Below are 21791 nucleotides of genomic sequence, written 5' to 3'. Positions count from 1 at the left end.
ATGAATGATATTATTATAACTTTGAGGTGATGGTTTGTATAAAAATTTTGATAAATTAAATGATGATAAAAAGGATAAAATAATACAAGCAGCCATAAGGGAATTTGCTGATAAAGGATATATGGCGGCTTCTACAAATAATATTGTTAAAGAGGCTGATATTTCAAAAGGTGCATTATTCAATTATTTTGCTAACAAGAAGAACTTGTATCTTTATGTTACAGATTATGCAATAGAATACTATTTAAATTATATGATGGATAAAATAAAAATTAATAACCCTGATATTTTTCAGCGTATTTTAGAATGGCAAGAATTAAAAATTTCTATTTCTACAGAAAATCCAATTGTGTATAAATTTTTTGCATCTGTATTTATAAATACACCAGAGGAATTAAAAAATGATATTGATGAGCGTTATAAAAGATTAAAGGAGTATTCAGAAAAGTTAACCTTGATAGATATAGATTTATCTTTATTTCGTGACGATATAGATAAACAAAAGGCACTTGAAATTATAGATATGGCCCTTAACGGAATTTTAGAAAACTCTAACTTATTATATAAATCCTTAGATGATTATGGATATGATAGCAGAAATGAATTTTATACTAAATTAAAGGAATACGTAGTAGTTTTAAGAAAGGTATTTTATAAGGATGAATATAATTGAATAAACTCACTTTCTTGAAGATGTTAATAAAATATATAGTCCCCCAGAGTGGTTTAAAGGAATTTTAGAAGAAAAAATCTGAAGAATTACCTTTAGTTTTTGTTCTGAGGGACTTATCGACGTGTAAAATTAATATAAAGTGGATAACTGTAAAAATCTGCTTATATTTTTTGCTTAAGCTTTTCTGCTGTAGAAGGCGAGGCAGTATAAATCATTAGCTTCAGATCAGGGCAGTCCGGTATTTGCAAATTCACATGTTCAAACTCCAATTCGCCAATGAGAGGATCAATCCTTAACTTGCGGCAGTCGGTAACAGTTTTTACTTCATAGCGTGGCCACCATAATTTGAATAATTCACTTTCCTCTTTAAGCTTTTCAATCATTTCATTTAATCTGGCATCTTGAGGGAACCTAGCACAATCAGATCTAAATCTGGCAATCATGATTTTAATCCGTTCTTCCCATTCTGATTTATTTTCTTTTTCCTGTGAATCAGTTAAATACTTATGCAATATGTTAGGTTTTGGACTTATATTGGTGGAATAAGAAGGAAATCCAAATATAAATTCTGCTCCACGATTCCATAATAGTACATCCCAGTATTTATCCATAATATATGCAGGATGAGGCTCCAATGCAAAAATAGTTCTTTCTAACCCTGTACTAATTTTGGGGTGAGTTTTTATTTCGTCCGCTTCATCTGATTTAGATAATAAAAAAAGGTATCGGCGTTCATCATCGGATAATCTTAACGCAGAAGCCAAACTTTCCAATACTTGACGGGAAGGATGCACATCTTTACCTTGTTCTATAGACGTGTACCAAGAAACACCCACATTGGCAAGTTGAGCTACTTCTTCGCGGCGAAGTCCTGGTGTACGGCGGCGTCCGTATGAGGGTAATCCGACCTGTTCAGGTGCAAGGCGCTCTCTGGTAGCTCTCAAAAATTCACCTAGGGATTGCTGTGATGTAATAATGTCTTTCATTTGTTTTTCTCCTTTCATTCAAAAAACTGGGGAATCCTCCGTTTCCCATCGAAAGATTACAAGTTGAAGTTCATTTAGAGCTTCAACATCTTCATATCCTACCACTCTCAATCGTAGGATAGCTACAATGTGGTTGAATAGTTTTAGTCCTGCTATATTAGTAATATAGCATAAAATAACTGTTAAACGAAACTATCTAGATTGGAGTGAATTAATTTATGAAAATATTTGTAACTGGAGCAACAGGCAAAGTTGGAAGCCGTTTAGTACCATATTTACTTAAGAACGGGCATTCTGTTCGTATTCTTGTAAGAAATGCTGAGAAGGCACTTGTATTGAAAGAGCAAGGAGCAGAAGTAGTTGAAGGTGATCTTTTAAATAATGATAATCTTACTGAAATCATACGAGGTGTTGATGCAGTGATTCATACAGCTGCTCAATTCCGAGGCGGTATTAGTGATGAGGTAGCTACAGCAGTAAATTTAGATGCAACTATTATACTAGCTAAAGCAGCTATAGAAGTAGGTGTTACAAGATTTGTATTTACAAGTACCGGTAATGTATATCGTGACATAAATGTAAATAGACCATGCAGAGAAGATGATATTCTTGTGCCATCTAAACTGATATATCCTAAAACAAAAGTTGCTGCAGAAGAAGCTCTATTAAAATTGCATCGTGAACAAGGACTAGATATTCGTATTATGAGATTAGCATTTGTTTATGGTGATGGTGATCCACATATTGAAGAAATTTTGCCGTACATGATTAACTGGAATCCTTTAAAGCTGCAATCGATGATACATCATGAAGATGTAAGTCAAGCACTATTGCTTGCTGCAACCACCCCAGATGTTGGCGGTCGTATATATAACGTTGCAGATGATAAGCCTATTACTATAGGCGAAATATATAAACTTCAAGGAGGACCAGAGCAAGTACCTACTGAAAATGGATGGCTTATGTCTAACATATGGGAATTGACAGCAGATTCAACCCGTATTAAAAATGAGTTGAATTTTAAACCCCAATATCCTTCTGTATATGCAGCTAAAGATATGGGAGCTTTATAGTAATAGTGCTAGTCGCGTGACAAGAGACATACACACAATTATTCCTGAATATGTGGATAAGATTAAAGGTTGCTGTGGATAATTTTTTACTGAATTTGTAAGAAATACGTTGACAATGTAATTAAGAAGAGTATAATAACTACAAATGCAATGAAGAGGAAAGTAACTTTAAGAATACTTATACAGAGAGTTTCTATTGGTGAGAGGAAGCAAATGATATTAAAGTGAAAATGGCCTTGGAGCAGTGTACCGAGATTTTTATTATAAGAATTAAGGCTGCAACGGATTCACCCGTTATGGTGATAGAGTATAATCATATGATATATATGACGTACTTGATGAGGTGCATATTGTAAGGTATGCATGAAATAGGATGGTAACACGAAGTTTAGCTCTCGTTCCTAAGATTAATTTCTTAGGACGGGAGTTTTTTTATTTAAATTTTATTATATATGAGGAGGATTTAGAAAATGAATATTTTTATTGGAGGAGCTTGGCCATATGCTAATGGTTCATTACACATAGGCCATATAGCTGCATTATTACCAGGAGATGTTTTAGCAAGATATTATAGGGTGAAGGGAGATAAAGTATTATATGTTTCAGGGAGTGATTGTCATGGGACGCCTATTTCAATAAGAGCAAAAAGAGAAGGCGTATTGCCAAAGGACATAGCAGATAAATATCATGCAGAATTTAAAAGGTGTTTTGAGAGGTTAAATTTTTCTTATGATTATTATGGGAGAACAGATGATGAATTTCATAAGAGAGAGGTACAAGAAGCTATAGTATTGCTATACAATAAAAAATTAATTTATGAAAAGGAAGTAGAGCAAATTTACTGTCAGCATTGCAACCAATTTTTACCGGATAGATATGTTGAAGGAGTATGTCCCAAATGTCATTCAATTGCAAGAGGAGATCAATGTGATAATTGTGGAGCTTTACTAGAGCCATTAGAACTTTCAGATAGAAAATGTAAGTTATGCAATAGTACACCAATAGTAAAGAATACAAAACAGTTATACTTCTCATTATCTAAATTTCAAAACACTATTAAAGAAAACTTAGATAAAACTCAAAGTAATTGGAGAGTTAATGCAGTAAATAATACAGAGAGATACCTAAATGAAGGGTTGTGTGATAGGGCTATATCAAGAGACTTATCATTAGGAATAGATATACCTATACAAGGATTTAGAGATAAAAAGGTTTATGTATGGATAGATGCTGTATTAGGATATCTTACAATGAGCAAAAAGTGGGCATTAGAAAATAAAAAATCATATGAAGATTTTTGGGATGAAAATGCTACTTCATATTATATACATGGTAAGGATAATATACCTTTTCATTCTATAATTTTACCGGCTTTAATAAATGGGATAGGATATAATAAGTTGCCTGATAGGATAATATCTAGTGAATATTTAACATTAGAGGGAAAGAAAATATCAACAAGTAATAACTGGGCTGTGTGGGTACCAGATATAATAGAACGTTACAACTCAGATGCGTTAAGATACTTTTTCTTAATTAATGCACCAGAAAAAAGAGATACTGATTTTTCTTGGAGAGAATTTGTGAATAGTAATAATGGTGAATTATTAGGGGCATATGGCAATTTAGTCAATAGAACTTTAGTTTTTGCTAAAAAGTATTTTGACAGTAAAATTCCTAATGGTAAGGTATCTATTAATATAAAAGAAGAAATAGACAATTTATATGAGGTTATAGGAAGTCTTATTGAACAAGGAAATTTAAAAGTTGCACTTGAGAAAATTTTTGAATTTATAAGAAGTATAAATAAATATTTTGATGAAAACGCACCATGGATTACAGTAAAAGATAATTTCGAGGTTTGCAGTAATACAATATATAATTGCATTTATTCAATAGCAAATTTAGCAAACCTATTATCACCTTTTTTACCTGAGTCTTCAGGAAAGATAAAAGCATGGCTAGCTATTCCTGGAGATAGATGGGAAACAATTGAGCCTAAGTATGGAGTTTCAATTGATGAAGTCACACTATTATTTGAAAGACTTGATAAGAAGATAATTGAAGAAGAGGAATATAGTTTGGTGAACAGCAGTAAGTAAATATATACATTTCTTATGTGGTATAATATTGATTATATGGGCAAATAAGGTTTTAGAATTATTAAGGTAAGGTAGTATTTTATAATTAGGAGAAATCAATTGAATTATAGTAACTTTTTAGAGAATGAAGAGAGAATATATTCTGAGTTTAGAGATACATCAAAAGTTATAGTAGAAGGTCTGAAACCTAATATTCAAGAAAATAAAGGTGGATATATTATAGCATTAAGACATCCTGATAATGTAATTAATAATATTAAAAATATTACTTCAAAAATATATAAAGAAGTTAAATGTATTAAGTATGATGAGAGCAATATTCATACAACTTTAGCAACTTATAATGAATGTGTTGGATTTAAATTAATTAAAGATGAATTAGAACTGATATCTAATATAGCTATTAATAATAGATTAATAATAAAAGATACCAAAATATATTATAGTGAATGTTTAATTAATCAAGATTCAATAATAGTCTCTGGAACTCCAAATGAAAACTTTATAGAGTATTTAGATTCTATTGAAAGAGAGGCAAGTAGGTATAATATTAAACTTAAGATGCCCTGGGGAGCTCATATTACAATTATTAGATTTTTAGAACAAGTAGAACATGATAAAATTCTAAACATTTTAGATATTGTAAAAGATTATAAGGAAATAGGTTTGAGTATACCTATTAGTATAGATATAGGATATTTCAGCTTAACTAAGGATACTTTCGATATTAATGTTTATAAGAGTATTAATTTATAATTTTAAAAAGGAGTATTTATATGAATAGGTTGAAGTTTTTAGGTAGAGGTTCAGGGTATCATTCTATAGAAGCCAATACATCAGCATACATTAAAGAAAATAAAACGTTATTATTAATTGACTGCGGGGAAACTGTATTTAAGAAAGTCTTAGAGAAAAACTTAATGGACGGAATTGAAGAAGTTCATATATTAATAACGCATATGCATTCAGATCATATTGGGTCATTAGGTGGATTTATTGGATTTTGTTATTGGAAATATAAAATAATATCAAAAGTGTATTTTAAAGAAAAAGAAAGAATAAAAATATTTTTAGAATTACTAGGATTAAAAGATAATGAGAGCTTTAAGGTGGTGGATTCTAATAATAGAATTGAATCATTAAGTTTAAATGTAAATTCAAAATTGACGAAACACGTGAAAGCACTTAATTCTTATTCTTATATTTTAAAATTTGATATAGGAAATAGTATCTTTTATAGTGGAGACACTTATGAGACTAACATTGATATAGTTGATTTTTTAAAGAATGGAAATATAGTATATCATGATACATGTATAGATGATTCAAAAGACAATGTTCATACATCATTAAGAAGGTTATGTGAATTAGTACCTAAAGAATATAGAAATCAAGTTTATTGTATTCACATTGATGGAGAAAACTTTATTGAAGAGAGTAGAAGACAAGGTTTTAATATAGTTAATATTAATTAAGAAAAAGTGCAACTCTTTATAGAGTGAGGCACTTTTTTCTTTGCTTTTAACATCTATATCAAGATCAAAAAATGTAATCTTAAATTTTAAATAATACAAAAGCCTCACCTGTTACTGATACATAGAACCATTCCACAAGTGAAGCGCTACTCAAAACATAATATTAAAGAAAAATGGAACACTAAGGATTAGATTACTAAAGGAAGGGATGAATTTCGTGGTTTCTAATTCTAATATTTCTGTTTATAGTGAAATAGGCAATCTAAAAAGTGTACTTCTTCATTGCCCTGGAGAAGAGGTTGAAAATATAGTTCCGGATTATTTAAGAAGATTATTATTTGATGAAATTGTTTTTCTAAAACAGGCAAAAAAAGAACATAATCAATTTGCAGATATTTTACGCAATGAAGGTGTAGAAGTTCTATATCTTACTGATCTTATGGCAGATATTTTAGAGGATACTAAGGTTAGAGATGAATTTCTAAAAGAATTTATGGAAGAGGGAAAAATAGTTACACAAGGGTTTCAGGAAGCTCTAATGGAGCTATTTGCCCACTGTTCACCAAAGGAACTAATAAGAAAATGTATAGCTGGTGTTAGAAAAGAAGAGCTTATTGATATTAAACCAAAGTCCTTAGGAGATATGGTTAAAAATCCTTATCCTTTTTATTTAGATCCTATTCCTAATATGTATTTTCAAAGGGATCCTTTTGCATCTATTGGATCAGGTATTTCCTTAAATGTTATGGCTAATGTAACAAGAAATAGAGAAACTATATTTGCAAAATATATATTTGATAATCATCCTAGGTTCAAAGATACGCCAAGGTGGTATAACAGAAATAAAACGCATCCAATTGAGGGTGGAGATATTTTAGTTCTTTCTGATAAGGTTTTAGCTATTGGAATAAGCGATAGAACTGAATCAATAGCAATTGAAAGATTAGCCCATAAGCTGTTAAGTTCAGAGGAACCATTTGAAACAGTTTTAGCTTTTGATATCCCTAAAACAAGGGCTTACATGCATTTAGACACGGTATTTACTATGGTGGATTATGATCAGTTTACTATATATTCTGGTATTGAGAAACCTTTAGATGTATATAGCATTCATAAAGGAAAAAATAATGAAATCAAAATAAAGTATGAACATGAGGAGTTATCTAGTATACTAAAAAGACATCTAAACCTGCCAGCAGTAAATCTAATAAGGTGTGGTAATGGCGATCCTATTGCAGCAAGCAGAGAACAATGGAATGACGGAAGTAATACACTTGCTGTAGCACCTGGCAAAGTAATTTGTTATAATCGTAATCATGTAACTAACGAAGCTTTAAGAAAAAATAATATAGAGGTATTAGAGTTTGAATCTTATGAATTATCTAGAGGTCGTGGAGGCCCAAGATGCATGAGTATGCCTATAATTAGAGAAAAGATTTAGTAAAGAAGCAAAGGAAAGACACATTAAAGAACATTATATAGAAAAGCGTATCTATCGGCTATGCAAATGGATACGCTTTTTTTAATCTTGAAAATCAGATAAAACATCCGATAGGAACTCTTTTATTTTTTCTATCTGTTTATCAGTAAGATGACAACCCACCCGTAGCATAAATGATTCTTGACCGATCGTTCTCAAAATGATAGTATTAATATTGCAAAGGAGGAATCTAAATGGGACGAAGTAGAGAATTTGATGAGAATGTAGTTCTTGAGAAAGCAATGGAATTATTTTGGAGACAAGGCTACGAAAAGACATCTATGAATGATTTAGTAGAGCACATGGGAATCCATCGTAGAAGCCTATATGATGCCTTCGGTGATAAGCATACATTATTTTTAAAAGCCATGGATTTTTATGAAGAATTAATTAAAAACAAAATAAAGGCTGGAATTTTACATGCAGAAACATCAAAGCAAGCTATACAATTTATCTTTGATTTTATAATCGAAGGATATGAAGATAAACAATGGGGTTGCTTAATTGTAAATTCAGCAACTGAGATGGCTCTCAGGGATAAAGAGGTAGAAGAAAAAATAGAAAGAGTATTTAAGGAAACAGAACAGCTTATTGCTGATCTTGTTCGAAAAGGACAACAAACAGGGGAAATTTCCTGCAATTATGATTCTGATATTTTATCAGAAGTTTTTCAAAATACCTTGCATGGAATTCGTGTACAGCTAAGAATGTCCGCGAGTAAAGAAAAGTTACATCGTATAGCAAATTTTTTCTTGGATTTATTATATAAATAAATTTTTGTATTAATTAGAATGAACGTTCTCGAAATATTTAAGATTCTCTAAACACTTTTGCTTTATAGAAAAGTAAAACCTCTATTAAAACTGATAAATTTTTTTTGTGTTAATTAGAACGATTGTTCTCAAAAAATATAAGTATAAACTAAAGGAGGTGATAATCACATGTGATACTTTTATGTAAAAGCATTTATTATAAATCAATTAAAAATTAAGTGTACTTGTATTTAATCAAAGTAAAAAATTAATGAGGAGTGAATGAAAATGAGTTTAATAACAGTCAATGAAGAAAAATGTATAAAATGTGGAATGTGTGTGGCAGAATGTCCAACAGGAGTACTAAAACTAGAAGCTACTGGTCCAAAAGAGGTCAATCCAAATGCATGCTTAGAATGTGGACATTGTGTAGCAATATGCCCAAAAGAAGCTATAGATAATAAGAAATCGCCATTAGCTATGCAAAGTGAGATAGGAGAAATCAAAAAATTAAATCCTGAAGAAGCAAAGAATTTTATTAGATCACGACGATCTATTCGTTCATATAAGAATATAGAAGTGGAAAGAGAAAAATTATTGGAGCTTGTTGAAGTTGCCCACTTAGCCCCAACTGCAAGTAATTCACAAGGGATATCGTATCTAATAGTAGATGATAAAAAAACAATTGAATTAGCAGTTGAAGAATGCATTAACTGGTTTGAGAATAATGAAATGTTGAGTAAGGCATTGGCAGGGATGATTAGTGGTTATAGGAATAATAAAGTTGATACTATCCTAAGAGATGCACCTAGTATAATTATAGCTTTGGCTGATGAAGATTTTCGTAATGGTAGAGAAAATTCAATGCTCTCATTGTCATATCTTGAATTATTTGCTCCATCCCTTGGACTTGGATCATGCTGGGCAGGAATATTTGAAATTTGTGCACGAAGTGATAGCTCGCCAATGTACAAGATTTTTAACATTCCTGAAAAAAAGAAAATAACAGGAGTTGTAATGGTAGGATATCCTAAGCATAGCTTTAAAAGATTTACAGAAAGACAACCGTTATCAGCTTCTTTCTTTGAAAATAAATAATTGAATATAGTTAATATAAATTAAAAAGTAGAGTGCTGCAACACTCTACTTATACAATTCTAGTAGCTTAAGAAACACTATAAATGTTATTAGGTAAACTAATTGCGATAAATTATGCTGACTATTATATCAGTAATTTCTGAAGTATTGTTACAAAGCATAAATTCATGAGTATGATCTGAATTTACACAGTTAACTGTAATTAAGTTATTTTTAACAGCTTTAAAAACTGTATCATTAATAGTAGTATTAAATCCTCCACGCACAGTGTAAAAACAAATTGAAACTAAATCTTTATTTAACGAAGTTCTATAGTCAAATTTAAGCTGGTTGCTGGGATTAATATTCAGATGAAGTAATTCACCACTATAATTTTCCCTTGTCATTAAATTAAAAACAGAAGCTTTACCATAAGTTTTAGTTGTCCAATCGCCCATAAAGTCGTCTTGTTCAAAAGGGTTAAGTAATTTCTTATACCTATCTTTGTGGTCGAGAGTTATCTTTCCTTCTATAACCATGAATTTACGTGATACATTTGGTAGACTACTAAATGTGGATTCGGGTATATCAATTTTAGCAACTCCCAGCCTCCATAAAAAGTTTTTACTGGCATAATCAGAATTTAGAGGATATGTAGTCAACTCTGTAGCCATGCCACCTGACCAAAATGTTGGCTTGTAATTTTTTTCTTTTAATAATTCTACCTTATATTTCATGTCTTAATTGCTCCTCACATAATGTATCTCTTATGTTTATTATAGTAAATAAAAATTTATTTTGAAATATGCAATTGAAAAACGTATTTTAAAAGCAAGTTAATTTATATAATAAGATATTCGTCTCGATTTACTTTCCCAATGTTGATAAGGTAATTATAAATTGCTATCATGGATTAAATGATTAAACCATCAACATATAAATGAGTTGATTTCATGTAAAGAAAAGAGTTAACCATTTATTATTTGATATCTTTCGTAAAGGAGTCATATCAATGAATGAATTAGAAAACTTAAAGCAGCTAGAAAATGAATTTAAAGAATGCAGACCAGTACTAACTGCTATTGGAGACGAGACAAGACAATTAATTATATTAAGTTTGGCTAAGGGATCGTATCCTGGAATGAGGGTTGGAGAAATAACTAAAAGAACAAACTTATCACGTCCAGCAGTTTCACATCATTTAAAGATATTGAAAGAAGCAAAAATTGTGAATGTTGTAAAACAAGGTACGATGAACTTTTATCATATAAATAATCCGGCAAAAAGCGGGTTGGCTTTGATGAAATTGTTATTTTCCCATCTTGAAGAATTTATGTCAGATTGCTGGAAAGATAACCCAGATGAGACAGACATATAAGTTATAACCTTCAATAGGTATGGTTATATTAATTCGTTTTGAAAGGAGTAAATAAATGAAATTAGCTAATAAGGAAGTAGAAGCAGTTAATGGTGTGAAAATTCCTCAAGTAGGCTTCGGAGTATATAAATTAACTAAGGAAGAAGACTTTAAAACTGCGGTTGGGGAAGCTATTAGAATTGGTTATCGTCACTTTGATACAGCTAAAATTTATGGAAATGAAGAAAACTTAGGAGCAGAAATTCAAAAAAGTATGATTCCAAGAGAGGAGTTTTTTATTACTTCTAAGGTATGGAATACGGAACTTGGGTATGAAGCAACTAAAAAGGCATTTGAAAAAACATGTAAAGATCTAAATATAGAATATATTGACATGTATTTAATTCATTTTGCAGCGCCTGGGTATATTGAAGCATGGAGGGCTATGGAGGAGTTGTATCTAGAAGGAAAAATTAAAGTTATTGGAGTTGCAAATTTTGAAATTCAACACCTTGAGAAATTAATGAAACATTCTAAGATTTCACCTATGATTAACCAGGTTGAGACGCATCCTGAGTTCCCACAAGATGAACTACATGATTACTTAATTAAACATAAGATTTTACATGAAGCTTGGGCTCCATTAGGACAAGGCAATAAGGATTTATTTAAAAATACGATTTTGAATGAAATTGCAAGTAATCATAAAAAAACTGTGGCGCAAGTTATTCTACGCTGGCATATACAAAGGGGAATTATTATTATTCCTAAATCATCAAATCCAAAGAGAATTAAAGAAAATATTCAGTTATTTGACTTTGAATTATCCGACGAGGAAATGGAAAGAATAGGCCAACTGAATACAGGAAAAAGGTATTCCCATAGTCCTACAGGTTATATGATTAATCCTCTTTATAATAAACTTATGAAAATATTTATTAAGTAAAGAAATAGTGCTAAATATTGTACCGTATTCTAAGGAGATTTAAAAATAAACTAGGTGTGAATAAAAAGCAAAATAGATTATTTATTGTGATATAATAAAGAAAACTACATAAGCGAGGATTTATTATGACCAAACATCGTATCTATACAATGAGTGTAGCAAGTGTCTATCCCCTTTATGTTAAGAAGGCGGAGAAAAAAGGGCGCACGAAAACAGAAGTTGATGAAATTATCAGTTGGCTTACAGGATATAGCCAAGAAGAGCTAGAAGATCAGCTAGAAAAACAGACTGATTTCGAGACTTTCTTTGTGGAAGCTCCGAAGCTTAATCCTTTACGAACTTTAATTAAAGGAGTTGTCTGCGGTGTTCGAGTGGAGGACATTGAAGAACCAATTATGAAGGAAATTCGCTATTTAGATAAGCTAATAGATGAGCTAGCAAAGGGAAAAGCGATGGATAAGATTTTGAGAAAATAATGATTAAGAATGAAGAAACACTGATTCTATATATAAAATATAAAGGAATCAGTGCTTTTTATTTTTAACAAATTTTAATTTGATAAGTTTACTTTAAATACATATTTGTCTCCACGAACAATGGAATGTGTATATTCTATTAATTCATCATCTTCATAACTAAATCTTTCAAGAAGCATACAAGGCGTTTTAGTAGAAATATTTAATAATTCAGCCTGCCATTGCTTAGGAAGTATTGGCTTGAAGGTTTCTAAGGCCCTGTCAACATTTAGAGAATAGTTGGATTTTAAGTATGCATATAGCGATCCATTCTCTAATAGGGACTTTTCTATTCTAAAAAACCTATTTTTAGGTAAGTAGGTAGACTCTATCATGAGCGGCGAATTTTCAACAGTTCTAAGCCTTACTATTTTGTGAAATAAATCCTCTTTTGGTCTATTTAAAATCGAAGAAAGATGTGCATCTAATTTTATAATTTCGCAACTAATTATGGAATTACATATATCCATATTATTCTTCTTAAGCTCATCTGTAAAAGAATAAAACTTATATAGAGGTTGTTCAAATATGTGAGGTTTCACATATGTGCCTCTACCTTGAACCGTATAAACATAACCATTTTTATAGAGTAATGACATGGCTTGCCTAATAGTGGAACGACTCACATGATATGATAAACACAATTCTCGTTCAGATGCTATCGGAGAGTTTTCTAAATAAAACCCATTTCTAATTTTTTCTAAAATATCTAAATAAATTTCCATATACAGTGGAGTATTACTCATTATTGTATCCCCTCGCGTATAAGTTTGAATTACATAAATAATAACATAAATATTTGATGATTACTATGAAAAAGATAATATCGATATGAAAAAACAATACCAGTATGATGAGTGGTATGTATGTATTTTAGTAACAACTTTGACCTGTGGGCGATAATCCCCCCAAACTATTGAAAACTTTTTCAAACCCCAATATAATGAACTCATAAAATCAAAAATTAAGGAGCTGAAGGATTATGGGAACACCAAATATTTTATTAACACGTATTGACAACAGACTTGTTCATGGGCAAGTAGGTGTAACATGGACAACTACATTAGGTGCAAATCTAATTATAGTAGCTGATGATGAAGTGGCAGAAAATACTTTACAGCAGCAATTGATGGAAGTTACAGCACAATCATCTGGAGCTGGTGTTAGGTTTTTTACATTACAAAAAACAATAGATGTAATACACAAGGCAGCAGCACATCAAAAAATATTTATAGTAGTTAAATCACCAAGAGAAGTAAGAAAACTAATTGAAGGGGGGGTGCCAATCAAAGAGGTAAATGTGGGAAACATGCATTTTGACAAAGGTAAAAGACAAATAAGTAAAAAAGTATATGTGGATGATCAAGATATGGAGGACTTGAAAGCTATTAAGGATATGGGGGTAGATATATATATACAAGATGTTCCAGGTAGCATAAAGGAAAAGATTAATTAATTTAAATTTTGGGAGGAATTCATATGGAGGCTATTACTTTAACGCAAGGTATTTGCTTAGCAATTATGGCAATAATAGTTGGAATTGATTTTTGGTTAGAAGGATTATTTATATTTAGACCAATTATTGTTTGTACTTTAACAGGAATTATTATAGGAGATATTAAGTTAGGATTACTTGCAGGAGGTTTAACAGAGTTAGCGTTTGCTGGACTAACTCCAGCTGGTGGAACACAACCTCCAAATCCAATTTTAGCGGGTGTAATGACAACAGTTATTGCACATACAACTGGAAAAGACCCAGCTGCAGCAATAGGACTTGCATTACCATTTAGTTTCTTAATGCAATATATAATATTATTCTATTACTCAACATTCTCAGTTTTTATGAAAAAGGCAGATGAATATGCAGAGGAAGCCAATATAAATAAGTTCATAAGACTAAATATTATAACAACATCTATAGTGGCAATAACTTATGGAGTAGTTGTGTTCTTATGTTCATATCTTGCACAAGATGCAATGAGAAGTCTTGTACAATCAATGCCAGAATGGCTTACACATGGCTTTGGTATCGCTGGTGGAATATTACCTGCTGTAGGATTTGGTATGCTTTTGAAAGTTATGCTAAAAGGAGAATTCATACCATTTATAATTATTGGATTTGTTGTAGCATCGTTTGTACCATTTTCAAATCTATTACCAGTTGCAATTGTAGGAGTAGCGTTGGCACTTTTCATTTACAACCAAGATAAAGAAAAGCTACTTTTAAGTGCAAGTATAAATAAGAATAGAGGAGATGATTATAGCGATGGAATCTAAAAAAAAGGTATTAAATAAGAAAGATATTACGAAATTAGGACTACTGTCATCGTTCTTACAAGCAAGTTTCAATTATGAAAGAATGCAAGGTGGTGGGTTTACATTAGCTCAATTACCAAGTCTGAAAAAAATATATAAAGATGACAAAGAAGGTCTTTCAGACGCTATGAGTGATAACCTAGAATTTATAAATACACATCCTAATCTTGTTGGTTTTTTAATGGGATTACTAATTTCTTTAGAGGAAAATAAGGAAGATAGAAAGACTATTAAGGGATTAAAATTAGCATTATTTGCTCCAATTGCAGGTATAGGTGACGCAATCTTTTGGTTTACTTTATTACCGATAGTAGCAGGTATTTCAGCTTCATTTGCTATGGAAGGAAGCGCTATAGGACCTATAATATTTTTTGCAACATATGTAACCATATTTGTACTACGTATTGTTTGGACACATCTAGGATACAATCTTGGAGTTAATGCAGTAGAAAAAATCAAGAATACATCACAGTTAATTGCTAAATCAGCGACAGTACTTGGAGTAACAGTAATTGGTGGTTTAATAGCTTCATATGTTAAGATTCAAGTCTTAACTGGAATAGTTGTAAATGAAAATAAAACTGTTATGATACAAGGTGACTTTTTAGATAAAATTTTCCCTAATATATTATCAATGGGATATACACTATTAATGTTCTATCTATTAAAGAAAAAGCAAGTTAGCCCTGTAATCTTAATAATGACAACATTTGTTATGGCTATTGTATTATCATTCTTTGGTATTTTATAGATTTTTAAAGCAAATTAATATTTTTCTTAATTTATAAAAATGGACTTAAGAAAAATAATTTATATTAACTTAAAAAAATTAAAATATAAAAAGGAGAAATGAAAATGATTTTTGGAAAAGAAACAAAAGAACTAGAAAAAATAAATGCAATATTTACAGCTACAGAAATAAGACAGCAGCCAGATCTTTGGAAAGAGACTTATGAGATAATATTGAATCAAAAAGAAGTTATTCAAAAATTTATCAAAGAAAATGTTGATGAGAATACAAGAATTGTTTTAACAGGAGCAGGAACATCAGAGCATGTTGGTAATACTGTTTACTTAGAGCTAAATAAACGTTTAAGTGCTAGGGTAGAGGCTATAGCAACAACTGATATAGTTTCCAACCCAGAAAAGTATATTGAAAAAGAAACTAAAACAATATTAGTTTCTTATGGTAGGTCAGGAAATTCACCAGAAAGTGTAGGAGCATATGACTTATTTGAAAATAATGTTGATAATATTCTTCAATTAGTAATTACTTGTGATAAAGATGGTGACTTGGCAAAGAGATGTAAAAACAATGAAAAAGATTTGTTAATTCTAATGCCAGAAAAATCAAATGATAAAAGTTTTGCTATGACAAGCTCATTTAGCTGCATGACACTTGCTACACTTCTTATCTTTGATATAGATAATATAGAAAAGAACAAGGAAGTTATTGATATAATTTCATCACAAGGAGAAAATATATTAGAAAATAAATGGCAAGAAGTTAAAAATCTAGTTGATTATAAAGCTGGCAGAATTGTTTATTTAGGTTCTGATATGTTCAAAGGCTTATGTAAGGAAATGGCACTTAAGAATCTTGAACTTACAAGTGGAAGAATAGTTACAATATGTGAATCTGTATTGGGATTCAGACATGGTCCTAAATCAATAATCAATGATGACACTTTAGTTATATTTATGGCTTCTAGCAATGAATACACTAAATTGTATGATTTAGACTTAGTAAAAGAAATCTATGGGGATTCAGGAGAGCATAAGCTTGCAGTAATTAGTTATGAAGAGGATGCACAATTAAAAGATAACTGTAATAATTATCTATGTATAGATGGTAAAAATGTACCTGATATATATAAGGTATTTAACTATATGTTGTTTGGACAAATGTTTGGATATTTAAACTCATTAAGTCTTAATATTTCACCAGACAATCCAAGACCTGATGGTACTGTAAATAGAGTAGTTAAGGGTGTTGTAATTCACGAATATAAATAGGATGGAGTTGGACAAATGATAGGGATAATATTATCTGGTCACGGTAATTTTGCTTCAGGTTTACTAAGTAATATAAAGTTAATTGCTGGGGAACAGGAGATGGTAATAGGAATTGATTTTATAGATGGACAAGGTTCAGCTGAATTAAAAAACAATCTAAAGGAAGCTATAAATAATTTGGGTGATGAGATTTTAGTTTTAACAGATTTGGCTGGGGGTTCACCATATATGAATTCTGTATTATTAAAGCAGGAATTAAGTGATAAAAAAATAGAGGTTATTTCAGGTACTAATGTACCAATGTTATTGGAAGTAGTGCTTGGAAGGGATAATATTAGTCTTAAAGATCTAGTAGAAAAAGCAAAAAAAGCTGGAGCTAATGGAATAAATGTATTTGAACTTAAAGAAAAGCAAAACGAAGAGATTAGCAGTGAAGATGGAATCTAAGCATGTGAAATTTTAAGTTCAAGTAAGGAAGGAGTAATATATGATATTATCAACGAGAGAAATGCTTTTAAAAGCACAACGTGAAGGATATGCAGTTCCTGCATTCAACATACACAATATGGAGACTTTGCAAGTAGTTGTTGAAACTGCCATGGAAATGAAGTCACCCGTGATTATAGCAGGAACACCATCAACTATACAAAATTATGCAGGCCCAGACTATATTAAAGCTATGGCAGAAGTTGCAGCAAATAAGTATAATGTTCCAATAGCTATACATTTAGACCACTTTGAAGATGTGGATGACATAAAGAGAAATATCAATATTGGATTTAAATCATGTATGATAGATGCATCTAAATATGAGTTTGAAAAAAACATAGAAATTGTTAAAGAAGTTGTGGAATATGCTCATAGATATGATGCAGTGGTGGAAGCAGAACTAGGTAAGCTTGGTGGAAAAGAAGATGATTTAATAATTGATGAAAAAGACGCATTATATACTAATCCAGATGATGCAGAGGAATTTGTAAGAAGAACAAATGTTGACTCATTAGCAATAGCTATAGGAACTGCGCATGGATTATATAAAGGAGAGCCAAAACTTGATTTTGAAAGATTAGAGGCAATAAGAAGTAAAGTTAGTGTACCACTAGTTTTGCATGGTGCATCTGATGTTCCAGATGAATTAGTTAAAAAGGCTATCTCACTTGGAATATGTAAAGTAAATGTTGCAACTGATTTAAAAATTCCTTTTGCAAATGCATTAAGAACATTTTTTAGTGAAAATTCAGTAGAAAGTGATCCAAGAAAATATATGACTCCAGGAAAAGAAGCTATGAAACAAATTGTAAAGCATAAAATTGAAGTTTGTGGAAGTGCTAATAGGTACTAAAACAAAAAAAGCTTAGGAAAAATAACAATCCTAAGCCCAGTAAATATTACTTATTGCAGTAAGTAATAAAATAAATGATCAAATATATTTTATATTAAAGAATAAATAAAAACAATAGATACTAACAGACCCATAAAACCATAATACAATTTTCATAAAGAGAGTACTAAGGCACAGGTATTAAGGCTTGTGCCTTAAACTTTGATTAAAAGTTTTGTGATAAAAATAGGTCATTAATAGTGAAAGAAGGAAAAAGTATGAGTAAACATCCAATAATAGATATAATAAAAAATTATAAATCAGGAAAACATGCTGGAATATTTTCAGTATGTTGTTCAAATAAATTTGTTATTGAAGCCTCAATGGACAAGATAAGAAATACAGACATGTATTTGCTTGTAGAAGCAACAGCAAATCAAGTTGATCAATTTGGTGGATATACTGGAATGACTCCTAAAGAGTATAAAGATTTTATTTATGAATTATGCGAGAAAAATGATTTTCCTAAGGATAAAGTTATATTAGGCGGAGATCATTTAGGACCACTTACCTGGAGAAACATAGATAGGGAACAAGCTTTAGAAAATTCAAAGGAATTAATTAGACAATATGTTATGGCTGGATTTACAAAGATTCATATTGATACAAGCATGCAGATTAAAGGTGATGCAGAAGATGGAAAATTTGGTGATGAGATTATTGCTGAAAGAGCAGCAATATTGTGTGAAACTGCTGAGAAAGCTTACTTAGAGCTACTTAACAGTGATAAAGCTGCAGTGCATCCTATTTATATAATAGGAAGTGAAGTTCCTATACCTGGAGGTGCTGAAGCTGTAGAAGAGGAAGAAGGGTTACAAATAACGAAGGTAGAGAACTTTGAAAATACTGTTAGAACCTTTAAAGAAGCCTTTGAAAGACATGGTATCTCCAAAGCTTTTGAAGATGTTATTGGAGTTGTTGTCCAGCCAGGTGTAGAATTTGGGTCCACAAGTGTATGGGAATATGATAGAGAGAAGGCAAGAGATATTTCAAATGTTATAAAAAAATATGATAAATTAGTATTTGAAGCACATTCTACAGATTATCAAACAAAAGAAGCTTTAAGGAAAATGGTAGAGGATGGATTTATCATATTAAAAGTAGGCCCAGCACTCACATTTGGTTTTAGAGAGGGCGCTTTTGCATTAAATGATATAGAAAATGAACTCTTTAGATATAATTCTAATTTTGAAGTATCAAAATTTAGAGAAATTCTAGATTTCGTTATGGTAAAGGATCCAAGTCAATGGGAGAAACATTATAATGGAACAGGAGAAGAAATAAAATTAGAAAGAAAATACAGCTTATCGGATAGATGTAGGTATTATATGCCTAATGAAGAAGTAGAATTTGCATTAAATAAAATGATAGATAACTTAACTAATATAGAGATACCACTAACATTAATAAGTCAATACATGCATACACAATATATAAAAATACGTCAAGGAAAATTAAAGCCTAATGCATATGATTTATTAAAGGATAGAATTGGAGAATATATAGATGACTATGTTTATGCTATAAGTAAGTAATGTACTTGTGAGCAATATTTATATAAATAAAAATAAACAGAACCTTTTATTAAAGGGGTTATCTGAGGTATCCGATTAGAAGACATTGAAGGAACACTGATTCTATATGTAAAATATAATAGAATCAGTGTTTTTTATATGGTGATTCACAACTTAAACAAAAATCAAATCTACAAATGAATCAATTAGACTAATAATATAATAGATTAATACAATATAATTGATATAAATTGAAAACATAAATAGTTATATTTTTACAAAATGTGCTATAATTAAAGAAATAAAAAAGTATATATTTTAATTAAGATGTAAGAATAACTACGGCGGAATTTTTCAGAAAACATATATACATAATAAAAAATTATAATTAGGGGCAAGTATATGATATTAATGTAGTTAACACTACTTTAATTTATAATTTATTATGAGGAGGAATGTATATGGAAAATGCAATGTTTTGTTATCAGTGTGAACAGACTGCTGGAGGAAAGGGATGTACTAAGAGTGGTGTTTGTGGAAAAACACCAGAAATTGCAAACTTACAGGACTTATTGATATATCAATTAAAGGGCATTTCTTGTTATGCAAAACCATTAATTGAAAAGGGCAAAGTTATTGATAAGGATATAGTTAAGTTTGTAGAAAATGGACTATTTACAACATTAACAAATGTAAATTTTGATGCTGAAGTTCATGTAAGGATGTTGAAGGAATCACAAAAAATAAAAGAAGAGCTAAGAGATCAAGCACCAGAAGGAAAGTATCCAGATGCAGCTACATATAATCTAAGTGATACTAAAGAAGAAATGTTAAAGGATTCAGTAAAAGCGGGAATTATGTATGATCAGAATCTTGACGCAGATATTCGTTCCCTAAGATCCACTATATTATATGGATTAAAGGGAGTAAGTGCTTATGGACATCAAGCAAGATTTATCGGATATAATAATGAACAAGTAGATAATATTTATTTCTTAGGTCTTGAATCTACTACAAATGACAATTTAACTCTTGAAGATATGATACGTATGACCATGAGAGTTGGAGATATGAGTGTGCAAGTGATGCAGACTTTAGATGAAGCTAATACGACTAAATACAAAAATCCGTCACCACACAAGGTAAACGTTAACATCAAAAAAGGTCCATTTATTATAGTATCTGGTCATGACTTGAGAGATTTAGAAATGTTACTAGAGCAGACAGAAGGTAAAGGAATTAATATTTATACTCATGGAGAAATGTTACCAGCCCATGGATATCCAGAATTAAAAAAACATAAACATTTAGTAGGTAACTTTGGCTCCGCATGGCAAAATCAACAAAAGGAATTTGATGAAATACCAGGGTGTATTTTGATGACTACTAATTGTTTAATGAGACCAAGAGAAACATATAAAGATAGGATATTTACAACCAGTGTTGTAGGTTGGGACGGTGTAAAATATATTGGAGTCTCTGAGGATGGGACTAAAGATTTTAGTGAAATAATAAATAAGGCGTTAGAACTAGGGGGATTTAAAGAAGAGGAAGAAGAAAAAGAAATACTAGTGGGATTTGGACATAACGCAACACTATCCCATGCAGAAACTATAATTAATGCAGTTAAGGAAGGAAAAATAAGACACTTTTTCTTGATAGGTGGTTGCGATGGAGCTAAACCAGGTAGAAATTATTATACTGATTTTGCTAAAATGGTTCCTGAGGATTGCGTAATTCTTACTTTAGCATGTGGTAAGTACAGATTTAATAAATTGGATTTTGGAACAGTAGCTGGATTACCTAGATTATTAGATGTAGGACAATGTAATGATGCTTATTCGGCAGTTAGAATAGCTACAGCACTAGCAGATGCGTTCGAAACAGATGTAAATTCACTACCATTAACAATTGTACTTTCTTGGTATGAACAAAAAGCTGTTGCTGACTTATTAGCATTGTTGTCACTTGGAATAAAAGGAATGTATTTAGGACCAAGTTTGCCAGCATTTATATCTCCGAATGTTTTACAATATCTAGTTGATACATTTAATATAACACCAATAAGTACACCAGAGGAAGATTTAAAGAGTTCACTTAAACAAGCTAACTAAAGTTAATATTTTAT

22 protein-coding genes and 1 other annotated feature are annotated in these 21791 nt (G+C 30.8%); of the genes, 19 read left to right on the top strand and 3 right to left on the bottom strand.

The window, feature by feature from the left end; all coding sequences use genetic code 11:
* The first annotated feature begins 34 nt into the window (after positions 1-34).
* Positions 35-673: a TetR/AcrR family transcriptional regulator gene (locus tag L1S47_RS13660; protein WP_238884089.1), complete on the top strand. Its 639-nt coding sequence runs from the start codon at positions 35-37 to the stop codon at positions 671-673.
* 161 nt (positions 674-834) lie between these two features.
* Here L1S47_RS13660 and L1S47_RS13655 read toward each other — a convergent pair whose 3' ends face one another.
* A complete protein-coding gene (locus tag L1S47_RS13655) occupies positions 835-1659 on the bottom strand; it encodes a helix-turn-helix transcriptional regulator (protein ID WP_238884088.1) in 825 nt (274 codons plus the stop codon).
* Between the two features lie 218 nt (positions 1660-1877).
* Between L1S47_RS13655 and L1S47_RS13650 the strand changes: the two genes are divergently transcribed.
* The 7 genes from L1S47_RS13650 to L1S47_RS13620 all read left to right on the top strand — a co-directional run bounded on the left by L1S47_RS13650 (position 1878) and on the right by L1S47_RS13620 (position 9639).
* Positions 1878-2732, top strand: coding sequence for an NAD(P)-dependent oxidoreductase (locus tag L1S47_RS13650; protein ID WP_238884087.1), 855 nt, complete (start codon positions 1878-1880; stop codon positions 2730-2732).
* A gap of 141 nt (positions 2733-2873) precedes the next feature.
* Positions 2874-3138: a binding site (T-box leader), on the top strand.
* Positions 3139-3202: 64 nt separating this feature from the next.
* Positions 3203-4834 (top strand): methionine--tRNA ligase, encoded by a 1632-nt coding sequence (gene metG, locus L1S47_RS13645; protein ID WP_238884086.1) that lies wholly within the window; start codon positions 3203-3205, stop codon positions 4832-4834.
* Between the two features lie 99 nt (positions 4835-4933).
* Entirely contained in the window at positions 4934-5590 is a 657-nt protein-coding gene (locus L1S47_RS13640; RefSeq protein ID WP_238884085.1) for a hypothetical protein, read from the top strand.
* Positions 5591-5610: 20 nt separating this feature from the next.
* Positions 5611-6309, top strand: coding sequence for an MBL fold metallo-hydrolase (locus tag L1S47_RS13635; protein ID WP_238884084.1), 699 nt, complete (start codon positions 5611-5613; stop codon positions 6307-6309).
* A 208-nt stretch (positions 6310-6517) separates the two neighbouring features.
* Complete coding sequence (arcA, locus tag L1S47_RS13630) at positions 6518-7750, top strand: arginine deiminase (protein WP_238884083.1); 1233 nt, start codon at positions 6518-6520, stop codon at positions 7748-7750.
* A gap of 233 nt (positions 7751-7983) precedes the next feature.
* Positions 7984-8562 carry a TetR/AcrR family transcriptional regulator gene (locus L1S47_RS13625; protein ID WP_238884082.1) on the top strand — a complete coding sequence of 193 codons (579 nt, stop codon included), beginning with the start codon at positions 7984-7986 and terminating at the stop codon, positions 8560-8562.
* Between the two features lie 267 nt (positions 8563-8829).
* Entirely contained in the window at positions 8830-9639 is an 810-nt protein-coding gene (locus L1S47_RS13620; protein WP_238884081.1) for a nitroreductase family protein, read from the top strand.
* Between the two features lie 98 nt (positions 9640-9737).
* Here L1S47_RS13620 and L1S47_RS13615 read toward each other — a convergent pair whose 3' ends face one another.
* Entirely contained in the window at positions 9738-10355 is a 618-nt protein-coding gene (locus tag L1S47_RS13615; protein WP_238884080.1) for a HutD family protein, read from the bottom strand.
* 275 nt (positions 10356-10630) lie between these two features.
* Here L1S47_RS13615 and L1S47_RS13610 point away from each other — a divergent pair, with 275 nt between their 5' ends.
* The 3 genes from L1S47_RS13610 to L1S47_RS13600 all read left to right on the top strand — a co-directional run bounded on the left by L1S47_RS13610 (position 10631) and on the right by L1S47_RS13600 (position 12397).
* The gene (locus L1S47_RS13610) at positions 10631-10996 is read left to right on the top strand and encodes a helix-turn-helix transcriptional regulator (protein ID WP_202765953.1); all 366 of its coding nucleotides are present in this window, start codon (positions 10631-10633) and stop codon (positions 10994-10996) included.
* 55 nt (positions 10997-11051) lie between these two features.
* A complete protein-coding gene (locus tag L1S47_RS13605; RefSeq protein ID WP_238884079.1) occupies positions 11052-11921 on the top strand; it encodes an aldo/keto reductase in 870 nt (289 codons plus the stop codon).
* Positions 11922-12046: 125 nt separating this feature from the next.
* Positions 12047-12397 (top strand): DUF2200 domain-containing protein, encoded by a 351-nt coding sequence (locus tag L1S47_RS13600; RefSeq protein ID WP_238884078.1) that lies wholly within the window; start codon positions 12047-12049, stop codon positions 12395-12397.
* A gap of 74 nt (positions 12398-12471) precedes the next feature.
* On the opposite strand, the gene L1S47_RS13595 is transcribed toward L1S47_RS13600, so the two are convergent.
* Entirely contained in the window at positions 12472-13182 is a 711-nt protein-coding gene (locus tag L1S47_RS13595) for a GntR family transcriptional regulator (RefSeq protein WP_238884077.1), read from the bottom strand.
* A gap of 236 nt (positions 13183-13418) precedes the next feature.
* On the opposite strand from L1S47_RS13595, the gene agaB reads away from it, so the two are divergent.
* From agaB to hcp, 8 genes are all read left to right on the top strand, one after another.
* Complete coding sequence (gene agaB, locus L1S47_RS13590; protein WP_238884076.1) at positions 13419-13892, top strand: PTS galactosamine transporter subunit IIB; 474 nt, start codon at positions 13419-13421, stop codon at positions 13890-13892.
* A gap of 23 nt (positions 13893-13915) precedes the next feature.
* Positions 13916-14713, top strand: coding sequence for a PTS galactosamine transporter subunit IIC (gene agaC / locus L1S47_RS13585; protein ID WP_238884075.1), 798 nt, complete (start codon positions 13916-13918; stop codon positions 14711-14713).
* Positions 14703-15503, top strand: a complete 801-nt coding sequence (agaD, locus tag L1S47_RS13580) for a PTS galactosamine transporter subunit IID (RefSeq protein WP_238884074.1) — start codon at positions 14703-14705, stop codon at positions 15501-15503. Before agaC ends, agaD begins: the two co-directional genes overlap by 11 nt.
* Positions 15504-15607: 104 nt before the next feature.
* Positions 15608-16768 (top strand): SIS domain-containing protein, encoded by a 1161-nt coding sequence (locus tag L1S47_RS13575; protein ID WP_238884073.1) that lies wholly within the window; start codon positions 15608-15610, stop codon positions 16766-16768.
* Between the two features lie 15 nt (positions 16769-16783).
* On the top strand, positions 16784-17215 hold the full coding sequence (gene agaF, locus L1S47_RS13570) for a PTS galactosamine/N-acetylgalactosamine transporter subunit IIA (protein WP_238884072.1): 432 nt from the start codon (positions 16784-16786) through the stop codon (positions 17213-17215).
* Between the two features lie 40 nt (positions 17216-17255).
* Positions 17256-18110, top strand: coding sequence for a tagatose bisphosphate family class II aldolase (locus L1S47_RS13565; RefSeq protein WP_238884071.1), 855 nt, complete (start codon positions 17256-17258; stop codon positions 18108-18110).
* A gap of 257 nt (positions 18111-18367) precedes the next feature.
* Complete coding sequence (locus L1S47_RS13560; protein WP_238884070.1) at positions 18368-19684, top strand: class II D-tagatose-bisphosphate aldolase, non-catalytic subunit; 1317 nt, start codon at positions 18368-18370, stop codon at positions 19682-19684.
* Between the two features lie 440 nt (positions 19685-20124).
* On the top strand, positions 20125-21777 hold the full coding sequence (gene hcp, locus L1S47_RS13555) for a hydroxylamine reductase (protein ID WP_238884069.1): 1653 nt from the start codon (positions 20125-20127) through the stop codon (positions 21775-21777).
* Positions 21778-21791 lie beyond the last annotated feature (14 nt).

Origin of the sequence: Clostridium sp. YIM B02551 (assembly GCF_022324735.1) — a bacterium.
GTDB lineage: Bacteria > Bacillota > Clostridia > Clostridiales > Clostridiaceae > Clostridium_T > Clostridium_T paridis.
The sequence above is the reverse complement of the archived record's forward strand: the minus strand, read 5'-3'. Positions and strand labels throughout refer to the sequence as shown.